Raw genomic sequence first — 20,313 nt, 5'->3', positions numbered from 1 at the left:
TATTTCTCCAAACACCTTGCTTTTAGCCGCAACATCGTGTATAATCAAAAACATCCAGAATTAAGGGAGATGTTATAACTGTGAAATGCCCCTACTGCGGATATACCGAGAGCAAAGTGGTAGATTCCCGCCCCACGGACGAGAACGAGCGCATCCGCCGCCGCCGGGAGTGCCTAAAGTGCGCCAAGCGGTTCACCACCTACGAGATCATCGAGAGCATACCCATCGTGGTGATCAAGAAGGACCGCTCCCGCGAGGCCTTTGACCGCCAAAAGCTGCTCAACGGCCTGCTGCGCGCCTGCGAAAAGCGCCCGGTAGCTCTGGAGACCCTGGAGCATATTGTCAGTGAGATCGAGGTGCTGCTTCAGAACTCGCTGGATAAGGAGGTTTCCTCCCAGCGCATCGGCACCTACGCTATGGAAAAGCTGAAAACCGTAGACGAGGTGGCCTATGTACGTTTCGCCTCCGTCTACCGCCAGTTTAAAGACATCAATAGCTTTATGGAGGAGCTCAGCAAAATCATCAGCAGCAAGCAGTCCTAAGCCCCTCCCGCCGGCCCCCACACAGCCCACCAGGAAAACCAGACGCGCCAAAACCGCCGCGTCTGGTTTTTTCTCCCTTTCCACACCTTTTGGACGGCCCCCGCCTCCAATACCTGCCCCATACCGCCCGATTAGTTATCTCTAATCCCCCGGTTACCGCCCCCATAACCGGGTACTACCGCCCCGCTATCCCCCTGTAAACAGCGGCTTTGGGGGCGCATTTTGCATAAAAGGCAGGGCTATCCTGCAAAAACAGGGCTCACAGCCCCTTGGCAAGCTCCTTCAAATAGGCCCTAAAACTCTCCCCGATCTCCGGGTGCCCCAGGGCCACTTCCACCCCGGCCTGCATCACGCCCAGCTTATTTCCCATGTCATAGCGCTTGCCGGTAAAGTCCACCGCCACCATCCCGTCCCGGCGGGCCAGGGTTTTCATAGCGTCGGTCAGTTGTATTTCCCCGCCCGCGCCCGGCCGGGTCCCGTCCAGTATGTCGAAGATTTCCGGCGGCAGCACACAGCGCCCCAGTATGGAATATAGGGAAAATTCCTCGCCGGGCCGGGGTTTTTCCACCATATCCGTGCACCGGAACCGCCCCTCTTCCAAAGGCTCCACCTTCAGCGAGGAGTACTTGCGTATCGCCTTTGCCGAAACCTTCTTTACCCCCACTACCCCCAGGCCGTACTTCTCATAAGCCCGTATCAACTGGCCGCAGGCCGGGTCCTCCCCGATGATCACGTCGTCGCCGTACAGCACCGCAAAGGGCTCGTTCCCTATAAAGTTACGGGCGCAGTTCACCGCGTGGCCCAGGCCCCTGGTTTCTTTCTGCCGCACATACCATATGTTGGCCAGCCGGCTGATGCCCTGCACTTCTTCTAGTATGGCCGATTTACCGGGGTCGGCAGCCAGGCGCTCCTCCAGTTCCGGGGCCCGGTCAAAGTGGTCCTCCAGCAGGCCCTTGCCCCGGTTGGTGATGATGAGGATATCCTCAATCCCCGCCGCCGCCGCCTCCTCTACAATGTATTGGATAGCCGGCTTGTCCACAATCGGTAGCATCTCTTTGGGCATAGCCTTGGTCGCCGGTAGCACCCTGGTACCCAGCCCCGCTGCGGGGATGACCGCTTTCCTTATCCGCATCCTGCCTTCATCTCCTCTTTTTTTAACTGCGCTTTTGGGCCCGCCAAAGGGTTCCGGGCCCTGCCAAAAAGGGGGGGCTTTCAGCCGGGCTGCGCCCTTCCCCTACAGCGGGATCACCACCCGCAGCCCCCTTTTTCTCCCTATTTCCAGCTTTTCTCACAAAAAGCAAAAGTATGGGCCCAAATCGCCCAACTGTTTTGCACAACCCGCAAGCGGTTCCCTTGCCCTGCCTAAAGTAGCAGCGGCACCACGTTCACCAGCAGGAAATAGCACACAAACATACAAATGGCAATGGAGGTGTTCACCCCGCCCTTGTCGTCCAAGGTCATGGTGGGCTCGTCGGCCACATTGGCCGCCTTTACCTGCCGCACGGTCTTAACACAGTGTTTCAGGTACATCTTGTTGCCCCGCATCCCCACCACAACCATCACCACCAGCATCGCCAAAAGGCACAGCATCGGCAGGCATATCTGCAAATACAGCCCCGGTTCCGTGGCCATGCGCTGGGAAATAATAAGCATCTGGGCGCTGCTGGGGGCAAAGCCCTGGGTAGGGTCCATCCCGGCCTCCTCCATCAGCAGCAACAGCGCGGGCGTAGCCACAAACACCGACGCCCCCAGGTACAGCAGGTAAAGCAGGAACATCAGCCCCGTCACCAAGGCGCCGCCCTTGTACTGCTTGCGGTACAGCATCCACGCCCCGGAGAACAGGAACGCCGAAAAGTTGAACTTGTTCTTCCCTGTCTGCTTGATATAGCGGAACACCGGCATATAATAGGTGGTATTCTGCCGCACCAGCTTGGAAACATCCCCAAAGCTCACCCCCGTATCCAGCACATCCGCCGGGTTCACCCCGCCCATCGGGTCAAAGACAAAGGGCGGCACACCATACCCGCCCCGCTGGGGGGCCCCATAGGGGTTATAGGGCGGGGGCGCCTGGGCCGGGCCGGGGGGCACGGCCTGCTGGGGCCGCCGCAGGTCATTCCCACAGCGGGCACAGGCAGCGGCGTCCCGGTCGTTCAGGCAGCCGCAAACCGGGCATTCCTTGTCCTTTACCCGCACGGCCGCCTCCGGCGGCTTGGGGGGCGCAGGCGGTTTCCACTCCTCCCCCGCCTCGTGCAGGCCGGTAAAGATACATCTGCCCTCTTGGTTGTAGCAGTCCCGGTGGTAGGGCGCGCCGCACTGGGGGCACACCACAACGTCGTCCCCCTCCTTAAACGCCACGCCGCAAACCGGGCACTTTATTCCGGTAAAATCAATCATAACCGAAATCCATTCCTTTTCCATTCATAGTTTACCAATTCCGTGCTGTCCATTCCGTATCATGGTTATTGTACACGATTTTGTCAGAAAGTTCAATGGGCATGGGGGGAATTTTCATTCTGTTAACAAATTGGCCGGACACCGGCCCCTGCCCGCGCTTTTGGCCGCCCTCTGCGGATTGGCCCTTTACATTTTCGCCCCCATCCGTTATAATAATGAGGAATAACCTTTACACCGTGCGGATACGGGGGATGTACCGCCGCGTCGGGGCGCGCCCCCACTGCCCTGCCCATACTGTGGAAACCTATGGAAAGCGAGTGAAGATATATGCTGCAATTTGAAGAACTGGGCCGCCGCCTTGCCGGCCAGCAAGAGGCCCTTGCCACCCTCAGCGGCGCCCTGGGCCTTGCCCGCCTGCGGGAAGAGGTGGAGATGCTGGAACACAAATCCGCCGAGCCGGGCTTTTGGGACGATATGCAGAACGCCCAGAAAATCACCCAGCGTATGGCCGGGCTAAAGGCCAAAGACGAGGGTTACCAGCGCCTGTGCGCCCGGTGCGAGGACGCCGCCGCCCTGATCGAACTGGGGGACGAGGCCGAGGACCTCTCCCTGCTGGAAGAGATTGAGGCCGAGCTGGACGGCATTGCCAAAGAGATAGAAACCATGCACCTTTCCACCCTGCTCACCGGCGAGTATGACGGCCACAACGCCATCCTCACCTTCCACGCGGGCTCCGGCGGCACCGAGGCCCAGGACTGGGCGGAGATGCTCTTCCGTATGTACAACCGCTGGGCCGAGCGCCGTGGCTTTAAAGTCACTACCCTGGACTACCTGGACGGGGACGAGGCCGGCCTCAAATCCGCCTCCGTGCTGGTAGAGGGCGAAAACGCCTACGGCTACCTGAAGGGCGAAATGGGCGTGCACCGGCTGGTGCGGGTTTCCCCCTTTGACGCGGCCGGCCGGCGGCACACCTCCTTCTCTTCCCTGGAGGTCATGCCGGAGATCCAGGAGGACAACTCCGTGGAGATCAGCCCCGACGATATTAAGATGGAAGTCTACCGGGCCTCCGGCGCCGGCGGGCAGAAGGTCAACAAGACCTCCTCCGCTGTGCGGCTCATCCACATCCCCACAGGCATTGTGGTCAGTTGCCAGGTAGAGCGCAGCCAGTACCAGAACCGGGACGTGGCCATGAAAATGCTGATCTCCAAGCTGGTGGAGATCAAGGAGCGGGAAAACCTGGAAAAGATCAGCGACATCAAGGGCGAGCAGAAGGAGATCACCTGGGGCAGTCAGATCCGCTCCTACGTCTTTATGCCCTACACCATGGTCAAAGATCACCGCACCGGCTTTGAAACCGGGAATGTCAATGCGGTGATGGACGGGGAGCTGGACGGGTTCATCAACGCCTATCTCTCCGCCAAAAGCCGCAACGCCCTGCAAGAGGGCCTGGAATGACCCGCCCCGGCAGGGGCCACTACAAAAAACGGAAGGTCAATGCTTTATGAACCAATACAGCCATAGGGATATGCGGGCCCCCGTAGGCAGGCCGGGTTTCCGGCTGGTTGCCATGCTGCTGATGCTGTGCCTGCTTTTTACCGCCTGCACCGCCTCCGCCGCAGAGGCCGGCGACCCCCTGGCGGGCCTTGCGGACGTACAGACCCACTGGGCCAAGCGGGATATCCGCTATTGCGTGGAAAACGGCTACATGGCTCCCCTACAGGAGGGTGTTTTCGGCCCGGATGAAACCGTCACCCGTGCCCAGGCCGCCGCCGTCCTTTACGCCATGGCCGGCGCCCCCAGTGTGGCCGGCATGGACTGCCCCCTGGTGGACATCGCCGGGCATCCCCAGCGCCGGGCCATTTTCTGGGCCTATAACGCCGGCATAGACAGCGGCGCCGAGGATAAGCATTTCTACCCCGACGAGGCCGTCAGCCGGGAGCAGATGGCCCTGCTCTTCCAGCGCCTGCGGGAGGACGCTTTGGGCGAGGAGATCCGGCTTGCGGGTACATACCTGGACCGCTTTACCGACCGGGCTCTGGTAAGCCCCAGTGCAAAGGGCGCCATGAACTGGGCTGTGCAGGCCGGGATCATGGCCGGCCACTCCGGCCCGGACAGGCTGGACCCCCAGGCCACCTTTACCCGGGCCCAGTTGGCCGGGTACATCCGCGGCTACTATGAGCCCTACCGCTCCCTTGCCCAGTGGGAGGAGCCCCAGGGCACGCCGGAACCCCGCCCCAAAAACCAGGGGGGCAACAGCAAGCTGGTCGATTATGTGCAGATGTCCCCCAACCACTCCGGCCGGCGGAACCACAGCATCGACACCATCACCATACACTGCATGGCCGGGGACATGACCGTAGAGCAGTGCGGCGAGCTGTTCGCCGACCCCAAGCGCCAGGCCAGCAGCAACTACGCCATTGGCAGCGACGGGCGCATCGCCCTGTATGTAGATGAGCGCAACCGCTCCTGGTGCAGTTCCTCCTCCTCCAACGACAACCGGGCCGTTACCATCGAGGTGGCCAACAACGGCGGCGGCCCCCTGTGGCCGGTGTCCTCCCAGGCATACGAAACCCTGATCGACCTGGTCACGGACATCTGCCAGCGCAACGGCATCACCCAACTGCGGTGGCAGGGGGACCCCTCCCTCATCGGGCAGGTCAGCCGCCAAAACATGACCGTACACCGCTGGTTCGCGGATAAGTCCTGCCCCGGAGAGTACCTGTACAACCGCCACGGGGATATCGCCGCCCAGGTAAACAAGCGCCTGGCCGCGGCCCAGGCCGGCAGCGCCCTGGATGCGGGCCTGTCCCTGTATGGCGCCTCGCAGAAGATATATGACACTGCCCATACAAAGGAGTGAGCAAGATGGGTTTTGAATTGATCCCCGTCAAAGAATATGAGAAAGAGATCCTGCGCAACCTGCTGGAGAAATACCTCTACGAGTTCTCCCAGTACGAGCTTTCCGACGTGAACCCCCTGGGCCTGTACGGCTACAGCTACCTGGACAGCTACTGGACCGAGGAGGGCCGCTGGCCTTTCTTCCTAAAGGCGGACGGCCAACTGGCAGGGTTCGCCATGGTAAACGATTACCCCGAATGCGGCAAGACCGACTACTGTATGTCCGAGTTTTTTGTGATGCACAAGTACCGCCGCTGCGGCCTGGGCTCCTGGGCTGCCCAGCAGCTATTCCACCGTTTCCAGGGCACCTGGCAGCTAAAGCGCCACCCCAAAAACCTGCCCTCGGTAGGGTTCTGGGATCATGTGGTCGGGGCCTATACCCATGGTACCTACCGGCTGGAAAGCCGGCCCGACGCCGCCTACGCGGACGGCACGCCAGGGGATGTGTTCTTCTTCGACACCCGGCGCCCGTAAACCGGATACCCACACAAAAAGCCTCCCGCCCCATGTGGCGGGGGGCTTTTTGGCAGGCGCTCCCCCAGCCGGGCCTTCTCCGCCCGGCAAGTATTTTGTAAACTTTCTTCCAGCCCCTTCCCTTTCCCGGCGAAATGTGCTAAAATACAGTCCAGGCCAAAATAACGGAAACCCATTGGCCCTTGCCGCTGGCCCACCCGGCCTTTCCGGGTTGGGCGAACAGCCCCGTCCGGCCCAAGCCCCAGGCTTTCCGGGCGTTGATCGCTGAATCACGGGCAGCTCCCGTGGTAGAAAGGATGGTAACTATGTGCCCTACGCAAAACACCCAGGCTTTTGAAACCTACGAGTCGGAGGTACGCTCCTATTGCCGCAACTTTCCGGCGGTATTCACCACCGCCCAAGGCCCCTTCCTCTATGACGAAGGCGGCAAAGCGTATATCGACTTTTTCTGCGGCGCAGGCGCGCTGAACTACGGCCACAACCCCCCCTTCATTCGGGACAGGCTGGTGGAGTACCTGCAAAGCAACGGCGTCATGCACGCGTTGGATATGTACACCCAGCCCAAGCGGGACTTTATCCAGTTCTATGAGGAGAACGTGCTCAAACCCCGGGGGCTGGATTATAAGCTGCAATTCCCCGGCCCTACCGGCACCAACGCCGTAGAGGCCGCCTTAAAACTGGCCCGCAAGGTCAAAAAGCGCCCGGGCATTTTTGCGCTGATGGGCGCCTTCCACGGCATGACTTTGGGCTCCATCGCCCTGACCACCGATGCCGCCAGCCGGGCGGGGGCCGGGGTGCCTTTGGGCCATGTCACCCATATACCCGCCCCCTATATGTTCCCGGAACTGGACACCATCCGGTATATGGAAACCCTGCTTACCGACGACCACTCCGGCGTCGAGAAACCCGCCGCCATTATTTTGGAAACCACCCAGGCGGACGGGGGCATCTACCCCCTGCCTGTTCCGTACCTGCAAGATCTCCGGGCCCTGTGCGACCGTCACGACATTTTGCTGATCGTGGACGACGTGCAGGTAGGCTGCGCCCGTACCGGCTGGTTCTTCTCCTTCCAGCGGGCGGGCATTGTGCCGGACATCGTTACCCAGTCCAAGTCCATTGGCGGCTACGGTATGCCCTTCGCGCTGGTGCTCATCAAGCCCGCGCTGGACGTCTGGGAGCCCGGGGAGCACAACGGCACCTTCCGGGGCTACCAACTGTCTATGGTAGCGGCAAAGGCCGGGCTGGAGCTGATGCTCAACGAGAAGGTGGAGGAACGGGTGCGCAGCCAGGAAAAAATCCTAGCCGGGGCCATGGAGCGGATCACCGCCCTGGTGCCGGAGAAGATCACCACCCGGGGCGTGGGCTTTGTGTGGGGCATCGACCTGGCCGGCTGCGACGGCGGCCAGGCCCCCGGCACAGCCAGCAAGCGGGTCCTGGATGCCGCCTTCCGGCAGGGGCTCATTGTAGAGCGGGTCGGCCGGGGCAACACCGTGGTCAAGGTCATGCCCCCCCTGATCATCGAGGAAGAAACCCTGCGCCAGGGGCTGGAGATTCTGGAAAGCGCGGTCAAAGAAACGGTATTGGCGTAATAACCGGTCCCTGTGGGCCGGCCAATCCCAGGCAGCAGTAAACCAAGCGGACGGTTCTATCCCCATCGGGATCAGGCCCGTCCGCTGTTTGGAATGTGGCGCCACTGTGCCGGCATGGCGCCCCGTCCCCCTGTTGCCGTTATGATTTTTGTGAGGTGCCTTTATGACAGTAAAGTTTTTCACCCTGGGCTGCAAGGTCAACCAGTATGAAACCGAGGTGATGCGGGAGGTCCTGCTGCAACAGGGGTTCCTTCCCGCCGGGGAGGGGCCCGCGGACGTGGTGGTGGTCAATTCCTGTACCGTCACCGCCCAAAGCGACCAGAAAGCCCGCCAGGCCTTGCGCCGGCTGAAACGCCAGAACCCCGGCGCGGTGGCTGTGCTTACGGGCTGCTGGCCCCAGGCCTTCCCCCAGCAAGCCGCCGCCCTTTCCGAGGCCGACATTGTGCTGGGCAACGCCGGCCGGGCCGGGCTGGGGGGACACATCCGCCAGTTCCTGGCCCAGGGGCAGCGCATTGTGGACATTGCCCCCCACCAAAAGGGCGAGGCCTTCGAGCCTATGGCTGTCCGGGGCCTAAGCGGCCACACACGGGCCTTCCTGAAGATCCAGGACGGCTGCGAGCGCTACTGCGCCTACTGCATCATCCCCTTTGCCCGGGGCTGGGTGCGTTCCAAGCCTGTGGGGGATATTGCCGCCGAGGTGGCCGACCTGGCTGCGGCCGGCTATCAGGAGGTGGTACTCACCGGCATCAACCTGCCCGCCTATGGCCAGGATCTGGGCCTGGCCCTGTGCGACGCCGTAGAGGCTGCCTGTACCATCCCCGGCATCGCCCGCATCCGCCTGGGCTCCCTGGAGCCGGAGCGGCTCACCCCGGCGGTCATAGCCCGTATGCAGGCCCAGCCCAAGCTTTGCCCCCAGTTCCACCTGTCCCTGCAAAGCGGCTGCACCGCCACCCTCCGGCGCATGAACCGCCACTACACCGCCGGTGATTACCGGGAGATCGCCACCCGCCTGCGGGAGGCCTTCCCCAACTGTGCTATTACCACCGACATCATGGTGGGCTTTCCCGGCGAAACCCCGGAGGAGTTTGCCGCCTCCCTGGCCTTTGCCCGGGAGCTGGCCTTCGCAAAGGTGCACGTGTTCGCCTACTCCCGCCGCCCCGGCACCGTGGCCGACCGCCTGCCCCAGCAGGTCAGCGCCGCCGAAAAAGAAACCCGCAGCCGCCAGATGCAGGCCGTTGCCCGCGAAACCCGGCAGGCTTTCTTTGCCTGCCAGTTGGGCCGCCGGGAGGCGGTACTCTTCGAGCGCCCCTGCGCCCCCGGCCTGTATGAGGGCTGTACCGCCAACTACACCCCGGTGCGGGTGCCAAGCCCCGTAGACCTTTCCGGCCGCCTGCTGCCGGTCCTGCTCACCGGCGTGGAGGAGGAATTCTGTATAGGCCAGCTAACAGAACCGGCTTTTGAATAAAAAATTCTTATCACCCCTTGCTTTTTTGTCCAAAATATGTAATCATATAAGGGAAAGGGGTGTTGCCGCATGGCAAAAACCAACGAGAAAAAGTTCACCAAGACCGAAAAAAGCTGGATCCTGTACGATTGGGCCAACTCCGTGTACGCCACCAATATCCTGGCGGTCATCTTCCCCATTTATTTTGGCAGCGTCTGCCAGGCAAACGGGGCCGATAACCTGGTGCTCTGGTCCTACGGCACGTCCATTTCCACCTTCGTGGTGGCCATCCTGGCCCCGGTTCTGGGGGCTCTGGCAGACCACAAAGGCCACAAAATGCGGCTTTTCGCGGCCTTTCTGGCCATCGGGGTGCTGTTCACCCTGGCCAGCGCCCTGTTCAGCGAGTACCGGATGCTGCTGGTGGGCTATGTAATCTCCCACATCGGTTTCTCCGGCTCCTGCCTGTTCTATGACTCCTTCCTCACCGATGTGACCACCACCGAGCGCATGGACCGGGTTTCCTCCTGGGGGTACGCCATGGGGTACATCGGCGGCAGCACCATCCCCTTCATCCTGTCCATCATCCTCCTGTTTGTGATGGGTATGGACAATATGTTGGCCTTTAAGCTGGTTATTGCGCTTACCAGCCTGTGGTGGGCTGTGTTCAGTATCCCCTTCCTGCGCAATGTCCGGCAAATCCATTACATCCAGGCGCAAAAGGGGCTGGTGCGTTCCACCCTCTCCAACCTGCTGCACACCGCCAAGGATATCTTCTCCCAAAAGCACATCTTCCTGTTTATCCTGGCGTATTTCTTCTATATCGACGGCGTGGGCACCATCATTTCCGTGTCCACCTCCTACGGCTCCAAGCTGGGGCTGGACAATATCAGCATGATCCTGGCCCTATTGATGACCCAGATCGTGGCCGTACCCTTCTCCATCCTGTTCGGCAGGCTGGCAGGCCGTTGGGGGGCCCTGCGGCTGCTCTGCGGGGCGGTAGGCATCTACTTTTTCATCACCTTGGTGGGTTTCTATATGGGCTTTAACATTGAAAACCACCCCGGCGACCCGGCAGCCCTACAGCTTTCGCTGGTGCTGTTCTGGTGTATGGCTTTCCTGGTGGGTACCGTGCAGGGGGGCATCCAAGCCATTTCCCGCTCCCATTTCGGCAAGCTCATCCCCGCCGAGCGCTCCAACGAATACTTCGGTTTCTTTGACATCTTCGGCAAATTCGCCGCCGTGATCGGCCCCCTGCTGGTGGCCCTGTTCACCCAACTGACCGGCCGGGACTCCATAGGGGTCATCAGCCTGTCCCTGCTGTTCCTGGTGGGCCTTGCCCTACTGCTGGTAGGCCGCCGCCAGATGGAACACAAGCAGGGCTAGTCCGTAGCCCTCTCCAATAGCAAGGCTTTCCCTTTACAGCTTTCTATCTCGCAAAGCTTTTGCCTTTACAGCAAGCGTTTCCGCGCAAGCCCGGCCCTTGCTGGCAATCTTTGGTTGCTTGTTTTGTACTTTACCTTTAGGAGGTGCCCTCTATGCGTCCATGCCCAAACTGCGGCCAGCTAAACCCGCTGGACGCCCCTGCCTGCCAACGGTGCGGGGCAGCGCTTTTCCCTACTGCCGCCGGGGTTTCCGGGGTAGCGGCCCCGCCGCCTGCCCCCTACCCGCCCACGCCCCAGCCCGCCCCTGTGCCGCCCCCTGCCTTTGTGCCCCGCGCCCCTATGCCTCCACCGCCGCCTGTGCTGCCCTATCAACATAAAACCTTTACATGGATGGACGTCTGTACAGTGTTGGGCTTTGTCGCCTCCATTGTGGGGTATTTTTACACCAGCCTTGTGCTGCTGCCCCTGGGCCTGGTGTCCTCCGCGCTGGGGTTCCGGGGCGATAGGACCCGGGGCCTGGCTGTAGCCGGCATCGTGCTGTCCCTTATCGGCCTGCTGATCCGCCTGATGATCGTCCTCAGCGACACCGGCATCCTGCCCTACTGGGTCACCAACGGCGTATGGTGACTATCTTTCGGATCTGATTCCCCATTTTTGAAAAAAACTTTCTTTTTCGCTTTTTCGCTTACATTTTCTCTCAAAATATGGTATAATAATAGCAATAAGGCCGTATGGACCACGGAGATCCCCTCCGTATACGGCGAAAAATACTATATTTAGGGGGGTAAGCCATGTATCAAGTAGGGCAGTTGGTCCAATACGGCAGCACAGGGGTCTGCCGGGTGGCCGAGATAAAGGAACAGGCGTTTTCAGACATTGGCCAGCAGTTGTATTATGTTTTGCAGCCGCTGTATAAGGCCTGTGTGATCTCCGTCCCTGTGGCGTCGGACAAGGTGTTCTTGCGTCCCATCATTTCCCGCGAAGAGGCCGACCGGTTGATTGGGCTGATCCCCACCCTGGATTGCCCTCTCCCCAGCGGCAAACCCAACCGGGCGCTGGCCGAGCAATACGGCGCCATGCTGAAAAGCCACGACTGCCAGGACTGGATGGTTCTGGCCGTGTCCTTGCGCAGCAAAAAGAGGGCGCAGTTGCGGCTGAAACGGAAATTCGGCAGTGTAGACGAGCGCTTTCTCAAGCAGGCCGAAGAGCTGTTGTTCGGCGAACTGGCCGCTGCGCTGGGCATCCCCAAGGACGAGGTGCAGGGCTACATTGACGCGCGGGTGGAGAGCCTGCAAGCTGGCTGACAAGCACCTCGCTTTACAAAATTCACCCAGCGGCCCCTGCCGCGGAAAGTCAGGAGGTACATCTTATGCTCCAACAGGTTATGACCGCCCCCGGCGCCATTGCGTTCCGGCAGGTCCCCACGCCGGAGCCCGGCCCAGGGGAAGTGCTCATTAAAATCATGGAGATCGGCGTCTGCGGCTCTGATATCCACGTCTACCACGGGGAGCACCCCTTTACCAGCTACCCCGTCACCCAGGGCCACGAGGTTTCCGGCATCATTGAAAAGCTGGGGCCCTCTGTCACCGGCCTTAGCCCCGGCCAAAAAGTCACCATACAGCCCCAGGTGGTGTGCGGCCAATGCTGGCCCTGCCGCAACGGCAAGTACAACCTGTGCGAGGACCTGCGGGTCATGGGTTTCCAGACCACCGGCATGGCCTCCCAGTACTTTGCCGTCGATGCCCAAAAAGTGACCCCCCTGCCCGATACCATGAGCCTGGTAGAGGGCGCCATGATCGAGCCCCTGGCCGTGGCCGTCCACGCGGTGCGCCGGGCCGGGGAGATCAGCGGCAAGGATGTTTGTGTGCTGGGGGCCGGGCCCATTGGTATTCTGGTGGCCCAGGCCGCCAAAGGCATGGGCGCCCGGCGGGTGATGATCACCGATGTCAGCCCCCTGCGGCTGGAAAAAGCACGGGAATGCGGTGCCGACTACTGCGTCAACACCGCTGCGCAGGATTTCGGCGAGGCCCTCCTCGCCTGCTTTGGCCCCGATAAGGCCGATGTGATCTATGACTGCGCCGGCAATGACACCACCATGGGTCAGGCCATTGCCCACGCCCGCAAGGGCAGCACCATTATCCTGGTGGCGGTGTTCGCCGGCCAGGCCCATATCGACCTGGCCGTGCTCAACGACCACGAATTGGACCTGAACACCTCCATGATGTACCGCAGCGAGGACTACGAAACCGCCATCCGGCTGGCAGCCCAGGGGCAGGTGCGGCTGTTGCCCCTGCTGTCCAAGCGGTTCCCCTTCCGCCAGTATCTGGAGGCCTACCAGTACATAGACGCCCACCGGGAGTCCACCATGAAGGTGCTCATCGACGTACAGGAATGACAGGACAGGATGGTACAGCCATGAAGCAGACCATATGCGATATCCACAGCCGGGGGGCCGAATTCCAGAAATTCCAGGTGCTGAAAACCAACCGCAACAAGCGCCACCGGTACGGCGCATTCTTTGTAGAGGGTGTGCGGAACATCAACCAGGCCGTCAAAAACGGCTGGCAGATCGAAGCCTTCCTGTTCGCCCAGGGCAGACCCCTGTCCGGCTGGGCGCGGGGGATGCTGCGGGATGTGCCCGCCGGGGTCCACTACCGCCTTGCCCCTGTGCTGATGGACGAGCTCAGCGGCAAAGAGGAGGCCTCTGAGTTGCTGGCCGTGGTCAAAATGCGCCCCGGCGGCCTCTCGGCCCTGCCCATCCGCCCCAACCCCCTGCTGGTGCTGTTCGACCGCCCCTCCAACCGGGGGAACCTGGGCACCCTGCTGCGCTCCTGCGACGGCTTTGGGGCCGACGGGCTCATCCTCACCGGCCACGGGGTAGACCTGTACGACCCGGAGGTGGTCACGGCCTCCATGGGCTCCTTTTTCCAGATGCCCGCCGTGCAGGCGGAAAGCCGGGAGGTCACCGCCTTCCTGGCCGGGCTGCGGCAGCGGTTCCCTAACTTCCGTGTCATCGGCACCACCGCCCACCGGGAGCACCCCCTCTTCCACCAGGACCTTACCGGCCCTGTGCTGCTGATGCTGGGCAACGAAACCGACGGCCTCTGCTATGCCTACAAGCAGAGTTGCGACGCCCTGTGCACCATCCCCATGGCCGAAACCGGCTCCGCCAGTTCCTTTAACGTAGCCTGCGCCGGCTCCGTGCTCCTCTACGAGGCGGTCCGCCAGCGGGCCTGTAAACCGTCCGTGTAAAAAAGCATAAAAAGGCCGCGAAACAAAGGTTTCGCGGCCTTTTTTCCGTCCTCTTCTTCCTCACTGCTCCAAATGGGCGGTAGATGCCTTGATCCGCAGCCGGTTCAAAGCGCGGGCCAGGGTCGCCTGGGCCAGTTGGTGTTCCTGCCGGCTGCGCTGCTGCAACAGGGCCTCCTTGGCCTCGTCGGCCTCCCGCTGGGCCCTGGCCGCGTCAATTTCCTCCGGCCGCTCGGCCGAGTCCACCAACACCAGCACATCGTTTCCCTCCACCTTCACCATGCCCGGCGAAACCGCCGCGGTCTGGGGCTCCGCACCGGGGGCCGTATAGCGTAGGGTCCCCGGCAGCACCGCGGCGATTATCGGGCTGTGCCCGGCCAAAATACCCAGTTCCCCGTCCGAGGTGGAGATGGTCAGGCTCTCGCAGGGCCCCTCGTAAAAGGTGCGGTCCGCCGCCAGAATGTGTACCTGAAAGGTTTCCATCACAGCTCACCCGCCTCTATCTTCTTGGCCTTTTCCACCACATCCCGCCAGGTGCCTACATTGTAAAAAGCCGCCTCCGGGTACTGGTCCAACTCGCCGTCCACCAGCTTGCCAAAGCTTTCCAGGGTGTCCTTCAGGGGCACATAGATACCCGGCAGGCCGGTAAACTTCTCCGCCACATGGGTGGGCTGGGCAAAGAACCGCTGCAACCGCCGGGCCCGGCCCACCACCTGGCGGTCGGCCTCACTAAGTTCATCCATGCCCAAAATGGCGATAATATCCTGCAACTCGTTATACTTCTCCAAAATTTCCTGGGCCTTGCGGGCGATGCGGTAGTGCTCCGCCCCCACCACATCCGCCTCCAAAATCCGGGAGGAAGAGGCCAGCGGATCCACCGCCGGGTAAATGCCCTGCTCGGAGATTTTCCGGCTGAGCACCGTGGTGGCGTCCAAATGGGCAAAGGTAGTGGCCGTAGCCGGGTCTGTCAGGTCGTCGGCCGGCACATACACCGCCTGTACCGATGTCACCGAGCCGTCCTTGGTAGAGGTGATCCGTTCCTGCAACTCCCCCATCTCGTTGGCCAGGCTGGGCTGGTAGCCCACCGCCGAGGGCATCCGCCCCAGCAGGGTAGAAACCTCGCTGCCCGCCTGCACAAAACGGAAGATGTTGTCAATAAACAGCAGCACATCCTTGTGCTCCTTGTCCCTAAAGTGCTCGGCCATGGTCAGCCCGGAAAGGGCCACCCGCATCCGCACGCCCGGGCTCTCGTTCATCTGCCCGAACACCAGGGCCGTCTTGTCCGAAACGCCGCTCTCCCGCATTTCCCGCCACAGGTCGTTGCCCTCCCGGCTGCGCTCGCCCACGCCGGTAAAGATGGAATACCCGCCGTGCTCCATGGCGATATTGTGGATCAGCTCCTGGATAAGCACGGTCTTGCCCACACCCGCGCCGCCAAACAGGCCGATCTTCCCCCCTCTGGGGTAAGGCTCCAGCAGGTCAATCACCTTAATGCCCGTTTCCAGTATCTCCACAGCCGGGCTCTGCTCCTCAAAGCTGGGGGGCTTGCGGTAGATGCTCTGCACCGGCGTACCCGCCGGCATGGGCCCCTGTCCGTCAATGGGCTGGCCCAGCACGTTGAACATCCTGCCCAGGGTGGCCCGGCCCACCGGCACCTGTATGGTGTGCCCGGGCACGTCCACAGCCAGGCCCCTTTGCAGGCCCTCGCTGGCAGAAAGCATGACGCAGCGCACGGTGCTGCCGCCCAGGTGCTGGGCCACTTCCATCACCCGCACCACGCCGTTTTTCTCCACGGTCAGTTCCTCCCGCAGCCGGGGCAGCGCGCCTTCGGTGATCTCCACGTCCACCACCGGCCCGGAGATGCGTACTATGATCCCTCGTTCCAAAACTCTGTCACCTCTCCTTTTTTTGACGCTGGGCTTTTGCCCCGGCGGAAATCTCGGTGATCTCCTGGGTAATGCCCGCCTGCCGCACCCGGTTATACTGCAACCCCAGTTCGCCCATCAGCTTTTCGGCGTTCTGGTTGGCGCTGTCCATGGCGGTCATGCGGGCGTTCTGTTCGCAGCAAAAGCTGTCGATCAGCGCGCTGTAAATAAACCCGGACACATAACTCTGTATCATGTTGTCCAGCACCGCCTGGGCGTTTGGCAAAAACTCAAAGGGTTCTGTCACCTGCTTTTCGTGCTGGGCGGTGTCCGTAAAGTGTTTGCGGTGAAAGGGCAGCAGCCGGGTACAGTGGGCCTGGAAAGACACGCTGCTCTCCATATCCGTATACACCACGTAGATCTTTTGCAGTTCCCCCCGCTCATAGCCCTCCAAAAGCCGGGCGCTGATCTCCCTGGCCCGCATCATGGTCGGGTTCTGGGCCGTGTACAGGAAACTGTGCTCAATGGGGATCCGGTGGGTGTCAAAAAACCGCCGCCCGTACTCCCCCACCACAAACAGTTTCGTGTCCGGGTGCTGCCCCAGCAGGGCCTGGGCCTCTTTAATGGCATTCTGGTTATAGGCCCCGGCCAGCCCCTTGTCGGCGGTAATCACCAGGCACCCGTAGGTGCCCTCCAAGGCCGTCGAGCCCTGGGGCGGGTAAAAGTACCGGCTCTCCACATCCCATGCCCCCCGGAATATCCGCTTGATCTCCCCCTGCAAAGCCTCAAAATAGGGGCGGGTGTTGTCCAGGTCCAGCCGGGCCCGGCGCAGCTTGGTAGAGGCGATCAGGTACATGGCATTGGTGATCTTCCTGGTTTCCCGCACACTCTCCATATGGGTCTTAATCTCTTTGGTACCGGCCATATCAGCCACCACGCTTTCCGGCGGCGTTGTACTCTGTTAAAAAGCTGGCTGCCAGCCCCATAATATCCGTCCGGTCGTCCTCGGTCAGGCGGCAGGTCACGTCCAGCTTGTGGCACATATCCGGGGCGCGGCGCTCCACATAGGCCACCAGTTGGTCCTTAAAACTGTCCAGCTCCTCCAAAGGCACATCCTGCATCATATGGCCCATAGCGGCCACCAGCACCGCCACCTGGGCATGGTGGGCCAAGGGGGCGTACTGGCGCTGGCGCAGCAGGCGCATCAGCCCCTGCCCATAGCTTAGCTGCCGCTTGGTAGCCTCGTCCAGGTCGCTGGAAAACTGGGTAAACACCTCCATCTCCCGGTACTGGGCCAGCTCCAGGCGCAGGGTGCCCGCCGCGGCCTTCATGGCCTTGGTCTGGGCGTCGCCGCCCACCCTGGAAACCGAAAGCCCCACGTTCACCGCCGGCCGCTGGCCGGCAAAGAACAGGTCGCTCTCCAAAAAAATCTGCCCGTCGGTAATCGAGATAATATTGGTGGGGATATACGCCGACACGTCCCCCGCCTGGGTTTCCACAATGGGCAGGGCCGTCATGCTGCCGCCCCCCAGTTCGTCCGAGAGGTGCGCCGCACGCTCCAACAGCCGGGAATGCAGGTAGAACACATCCCCCGGGTAGGCTTCCCGGCCCGGCGAGCGCTCCAACAGCAGGCTCAGGGCCCGGTAGGCAATGGCGTGTTTGGAAAGGTCGTCGTACACAATCAGCACATCCCGGCCCTGGTACATAAAATGCTCGGCCAACGCGCAGCCCGCATAGGGCGCAATGTACTGCAAGGCCGCCGAGGCCCCCGCCGGGGCGCTGACCACCGTGGTGTACTCCATAGCCCCCCGGCGGCGCAGGTTTTCCACCATCTGGGCCACCGAGCTGGTTTTCTGGCCGATGGCCACGTACACGCACACCACGTTTTTGCCCTTCTGGTTCAGGATGGTGTCCAGCGCAATGGCCGTCTTGCCGGTCTGCCTGTCACCGATGATCAGCTCCCGCTGTCCCCTGCCAATGGGGAACATAGAGTCAATGGCCAAAAGCCCGGTTTCCATGGGCTCGTTCACCGGCTGCCGCTCCAAAATCCCCGGGGCGGGGGCCTCTATGGGCCGGTGGGTTTCCACCTCTACCGGGCCCAGGCCGTCAATGGGCACGCCCAGGGCGTCCACCACCCGGCCCAAAAAGTTGTCGCCCACCCGCATACCGGCGGTTTTCAGGCTACGGCGCACCATGCTCCCCGCGCTGATCTCCTCCCCGTCGCCGAAGATGATACAGCACAGGTCGTCGGGCCGCAGGTCCATCACCATGCCCTTCACGCCGGACTCAAACTGCAAGATCTCCCCATACTGGGCATGGTCCAGGCCGCCCACGGTGGCAATGTCCCCGTCCACGGTCAGCACTTCGCCAATCTCCTCCGGCGCAATGGCCGGGCTCCAGTCCCGCACGGCCTCCCGCATCAGGGGCATAATGTCCTCCTGGCCGGGGGTCACCCCCCGCAGGTGGTCCTCAAACTGCCGGGCCAGCCCGTGGGGCGTCCAGTCGTATATATCCGACCCCGCCTGCAACCGGAAACCGGTGCGCAGGGCCTCGTCCTTCTCCCAGTGGATGGGTATCTCCCGCTGGTAGGTCTTTTCCAAAAAAGCGCTAAACCGGCGCAGTTGCTCCGGGCTCGGCTCCTTGGCGCTGCGCAGCACGGCCCGCAGGTGCCCTCTATCGGCCCTCATGTTTGCCGCCTCCCTCCGCCAGGTTCAAAAACTGGTCAAAGGGGTCCTCGCCGGGGTGGAAGGCCAGCTTTTCCGCCGCTTGGGCCGCCAGCTTTTTCAGTTCCCGCTGAGACTCCTTCACGGCCCGCTCCCGGCTATGTTCCGCCTGGGCCCTGGCCTCCTGTATAATCTCCGCGGCCTTGGCCCTGGCCTCCTGCAGTTCCTCTTCGGTAGATTTCTGCACGGCCTGCTGGGCCCGAATACGGGCCATCCGCAGCTCTTCCTCAGCGCCGGCCATTTTGGCCTGGTACTCCTCCTTCACCCGCTGGGCCTCGTCCAGCTTGGCCTGGGCGTCCGCATCCAGTTCCCGGTAATGCTCCTCCCGCTTGGCAATAAAGGCCTTCACGGGCTTAAACAGCAAAAAATACAGCCCGCCTACCAAAATCGCCAAGTTCAGCCAGTGCAGCAAAATCTGCTGCCAGTCGATGTTCAATGGTACTCCCACGTTTCCCACCTGCCTTACAGTACAAAGATGATCAAAATGACCACCAGCAGCGCGTAGATGATCGCCGTTTCAATAAACACCAGGCCCAGCATCAGCGAGGTGCGTATTTTCCCTTCGGCCTCCGGCTGGCGTGAGATGCCCTCCACCGCCTTGCCGGTGGCCAGGCCCATGCCCACGGCGCCGCCGGCAGCGGCCACGCCCACCGCAATACCGGCGGCCAGGGCCTTGGCGCCAATGCCGCCGTCCGCGGCCACAGCGGCGGGCTCCCCGCCCTCCGCGGCAGCGGCGTAGGCGGGCACGGCCAGCATCAAAACAGTAAACAGCGCCAAAACCAGCGCGCAGATCAACCTTCTATGACGGGCAATTTTTCTCATGATGAATAACCTCCTGAATGGCCCCCGCATAACCGGGGAAAATAAAGCAGACATAAAACAGGCGCACAAAATACCGCCAGGCCCCGGGCCGGCGGCCTTAACCCTTATGGGTCCGCTCCGAAACCTCGCCGTAGTACAGCGATACCAGCATGGTCAGCACATAGGCCTGTATCAGCGCGTGCAAAAGGGTGAACATCACCCCTACCACCACCGGCAGCACAAAGCTCAGGTTCACAAAGTAGTAAACCAGTTCTGTCACCAGCAGCCCGCTCAGCAGCGCGCCAAACAGCCTAAAACTCATGGAGATCGGCAGGGAGAACTCCTTTAGCGTCTTTCCCACGCCCTTTATGCCGTTGGCCGCAATCCCCCCGGAAAGGATCACCAGGTAAGAGAGCACCCCCAGCCCAATAGCGGCGTTCACGTCCGAAAGCGGTGCCGGCAGGGTGATGGGATGCCCTTTCACCCCCACCACCTGCAAACCCAGCAGTTCAAACAGCGTACCCACAAAAATGTAGGCCCCGGCGGCAAAAATGTAAGCCCCCAAAAAGCCGTTTCGGTGGGGGCTGTTGCTTTTGGCCATACGGTCGAACAGTCCCACCGCCTCCTCCAGCGCTAGCTGAAGCTTCCCCGGCGAAAACCGGAACTTTGGGATGGCAAATAGCCGTATACAGGCAGCGGCGGCCAGCAGTACAGCCGTCACAATAAAGGCGGAAACCAGCCCGGGGCTCACGGTTTTCCCCCCAAAAAGAGCGATACGGTTCTCGCTATGCAGCACCGCGTCCCGCATAGCCTCCTGCACGCCCTCCGGCCGGGCCTGGGTGCCTGCCAGCAGCGCGCCGGCCAGCAAAACAGCCACCACCACCAGCCATATCACCAAACCCTTTCTGTGTTCTTTCATCGCGCACTTCCTTTCTTAAAAGTCCGCGTCCCC

General features: G+C 61.7%; 20 protein-coding genes. 11 read left to right on the top strand and 9 right to left on the bottom strand.

All coding sequences use genetic code 11. The features are described from left to right. Positions 1–80 precede the first annotated feature (80 nt). The gene (gene nrdR, locus U8U01_RS12775; RefSeq protein WP_322174787.1) at positions 81–542 is read left to right on the top strand and encodes a transcriptional regulator NrdR; all 462 of its coding nucleotides are present in this window, start codon (positions 81–83) and stop codon (positions 540–542) included. A 259-nt stretch (positions 543–801) separates the two neighbouring features. Here the strand turns inward: nrdR and galU are convergent, their stop codons facing one another. Next, a complete protein-coding gene (gene galU / locus U8U01_RS12770; protein ID WP_322174785.1) occupies positions 802–1,674 on the bottom strand; it encodes a UTP--glucose-1-phosphate uridylyltransferase GalU in 873 nt (290 codons plus the stop codon). A 230-nt stretch (positions 1,675–1,904) separates the two neighbouring features. Next, positions 1,905–2,936, bottom strand: a complete 1,032-nt coding sequence (locus U8U01_RS12765; protein WP_322174784.1) for an RING finger protein — start codon at positions 2,934–2,936, stop codon at positions 1,905–1,907. 327 nt (positions 2,937–3,263) lie between these two features. On the opposite strand from U8U01_RS12765, the gene prfB reads away from it, so the two are divergent. The 10 genes from prfB (at position 3,264) to U8U01_RS12715 (ending at position 13,975) form a co-directional block, all read left to right on the top strand. Further along, complete coding sequence (gene prfB / locus U8U01_RS12760) at positions 3,264–4,391, top strand: peptide chain release factor 2 (RefSeq protein WP_322174781.1); 1,128 nt, start codon at positions 3,264–3,266, stop codon at positions 4,389–4,391. 46 nt (positions 4,392–4,437) lie between these two features. Then, positions 4,438–5,796: an S-layer homology domain-containing protein gene (locus U8U01_RS12755; protein ID WP_322174778.1), complete on the top strand. Its 1,359-nt coding sequence runs from the start codon at positions 4,438–4,440 to the stop codon at positions 5,794–5,796. 5 nt (positions 5,797–5,801) lie between these two features. Then, positions 5,802–6,308: a GNAT family N-acetyltransferase gene (locus U8U01_RS12750; RefSeq protein WP_322174776.1), complete on the top strand. Its 507-nt coding sequence runs from the start codon at positions 5,802–5,804 to the stop codon at positions 6,306–6,308. 305 nt (positions 6,309–6,613) lie between these two features. Continuing rightward, complete coding sequence (locus U8U01_RS12745) at positions 6,614–7,897, top strand: aspartate aminotransferase family protein (protein ID WP_322174773.1); 1,284 nt, start codon at positions 6,614–6,616, stop codon at positions 7,895–7,897. A 163-nt stretch (positions 7,898–8,060) separates the two neighbouring features. Then, complete coding sequence (mtaB, locus tag U8U01_RS12740) at positions 8,061–9,362, top strand: tRNA (N(6)-L-threonylcarbamoyladenosine(37)-C(2))-methylthiotransferase MtaB (RefSeq protein ID WP_322174770.1); 1,302 nt, start codon at positions 8,061–8,063, stop codon at positions 9,360–9,362. A gap of 69 nt (positions 9,363–9,431) precedes the next feature. Continuing rightward, positions 9,432–10,724 (top strand): MFS transporter, encoded by a 1,293-nt coding sequence (locus U8U01_RS12735; RefSeq protein WP_322174769.1) that lies wholly within the window; start codon positions 9,432–9,434, stop codon positions 10,722–10,724. Between the two features lie 152 nt (positions 10,725–10,876). Beyond that, positions 10,877–11,350, top strand: coding sequence for a zinc ribbon domain-containing protein (locus U8U01_RS12730; protein WP_322174766.1), 474 nt, complete (start codon positions 10,877–10,879; stop codon positions 11,348–11,350). 164 nt (positions 11,351–11,514) lie between these two features. Next, positions 11,515–12,027, top strand: coding sequence for a CarD family transcriptional regulator (locus U8U01_RS12725; RefSeq protein ID WP_322174764.1), 513 nt, complete (start codon positions 11,515–11,517; stop codon positions 12,025–12,027). Between the two features lie 65 nt (positions 12,028–12,092). Next, entirely contained in the window at positions 12,093–13,118 is a 1,026-nt protein-coding gene (locus tag U8U01_RS12720) for a zinc-dependent alcohol dehydrogenase (RefSeq protein ID WP_322174761.1), read from the top strand. Positions 13,119–13,138: 20 nt separating this feature from the next. Next, positions 13,139–13,975 carry a TrmH family RNA methyltransferase gene (locus U8U01_RS12715; protein WP_322174759.1) on the top strand — a complete coding sequence of 279 codons (837 nt, stop codon included), beginning with the start codon at positions 13,139–13,141 and terminating at the stop codon, positions 13,973–13,975. A gap of 60 nt (positions 13,976–14,035) precedes the next feature. Here the strand turns inward: U8U01_RS12715 and atpC are convergent, their stop codons facing one another. The 7 genes from atpC to U8U01_RS12680 form a co-directional block, all read right to left on the bottom strand. After that, positions 14,036–14,455, bottom strand: a complete 420-nt coding sequence (gene atpC / locus U8U01_RS12710; protein WP_322174834.1) for an ATP synthase F1 subunit epsilon — start codon at positions 14,453–14,455, stop codon at positions 14,036–14,038. After that, entirely contained in the window at positions 14,455–15,858 is a 1,404-nt protein-coding gene (atpD, locus tag U8U01_RS12705; protein ID WP_322174756.1) for a F0F1 ATP synthase subunit beta, read from the bottom strand. Before atpD ends, atpC begins: the two co-directional genes overlap by 1 nt. A 7-nt stretch (positions 15,859–15,865) precedes the next feature. After that, positions 15,866–16,762, bottom strand: coding sequence for an ATP synthase F1 subunit gamma (atpG, locus tag U8U01_RS12700; protein ID WP_322174753.1), 897 nt, complete (start codon positions 16,760–16,762; stop codon positions 15,866–15,868). 1 nt (position 16,763) lies between these two features. Further along, positions 16,764–18,524, bottom strand: coding sequence for a F0F1 ATP synthase subunit alpha (atpA, locus tag U8U01_RS12695; RefSeq protein ID WP_322174750.1), 1,761 nt, complete (start codon positions 18,522–18,524; stop codon positions 16,764–16,766). Further along, entirely contained in the window at positions 18,511–19,008 is a 498-nt protein-coding gene (locus tag U8U01_RS12690; protein ID WP_322174747.1) for a F0F1 ATP synthase subunit B, read from the bottom strand. Before U8U01_RS12690 ends, atpA begins: the two co-directional genes overlap by 14 nt. A 14-nt stretch (positions 19,009–19,022) precedes the next feature. After that, the gene (atpE, locus tag U8U01_RS12685; protein WP_322174831.1) at positions 19,023–19,244 is read right to left on the bottom strand and encodes an ATP synthase F0 subunit C; all 222 of its coding nucleotides are present in this window, start codon (positions 19,242–19,244) and stop codon (positions 19,023–19,025) included. Positions 19,245–19,479: 235 nt separating this feature from the next. Continuing rightward, a complete protein-coding gene (locus U8U01_RS12680; protein WP_322174745.1) occupies positions 19,480–20,280 on the bottom strand; it encodes a F0F1 ATP synthase subunit A in 801 nt (266 codons plus the stop codon). Positions 20,281–20,313: the final 33 nt, after the last annotated feature.

Origin of the sequence: Acutalibacter caecimuris (assembly GCF_034335085.1) — a bacterium.
Classification (GTDB): domain Bacteria; phylum Bacillota; class Clostridia; order Oscillospirales; family Acutalibacteraceae; genus Acutalibacter; species Acutalibacter caecimuris.
The sequence above is the reverse complement of the archived record's forward strand: the minus strand, read 5'-3'. Positions and strand labels throughout refer to the sequence as shown.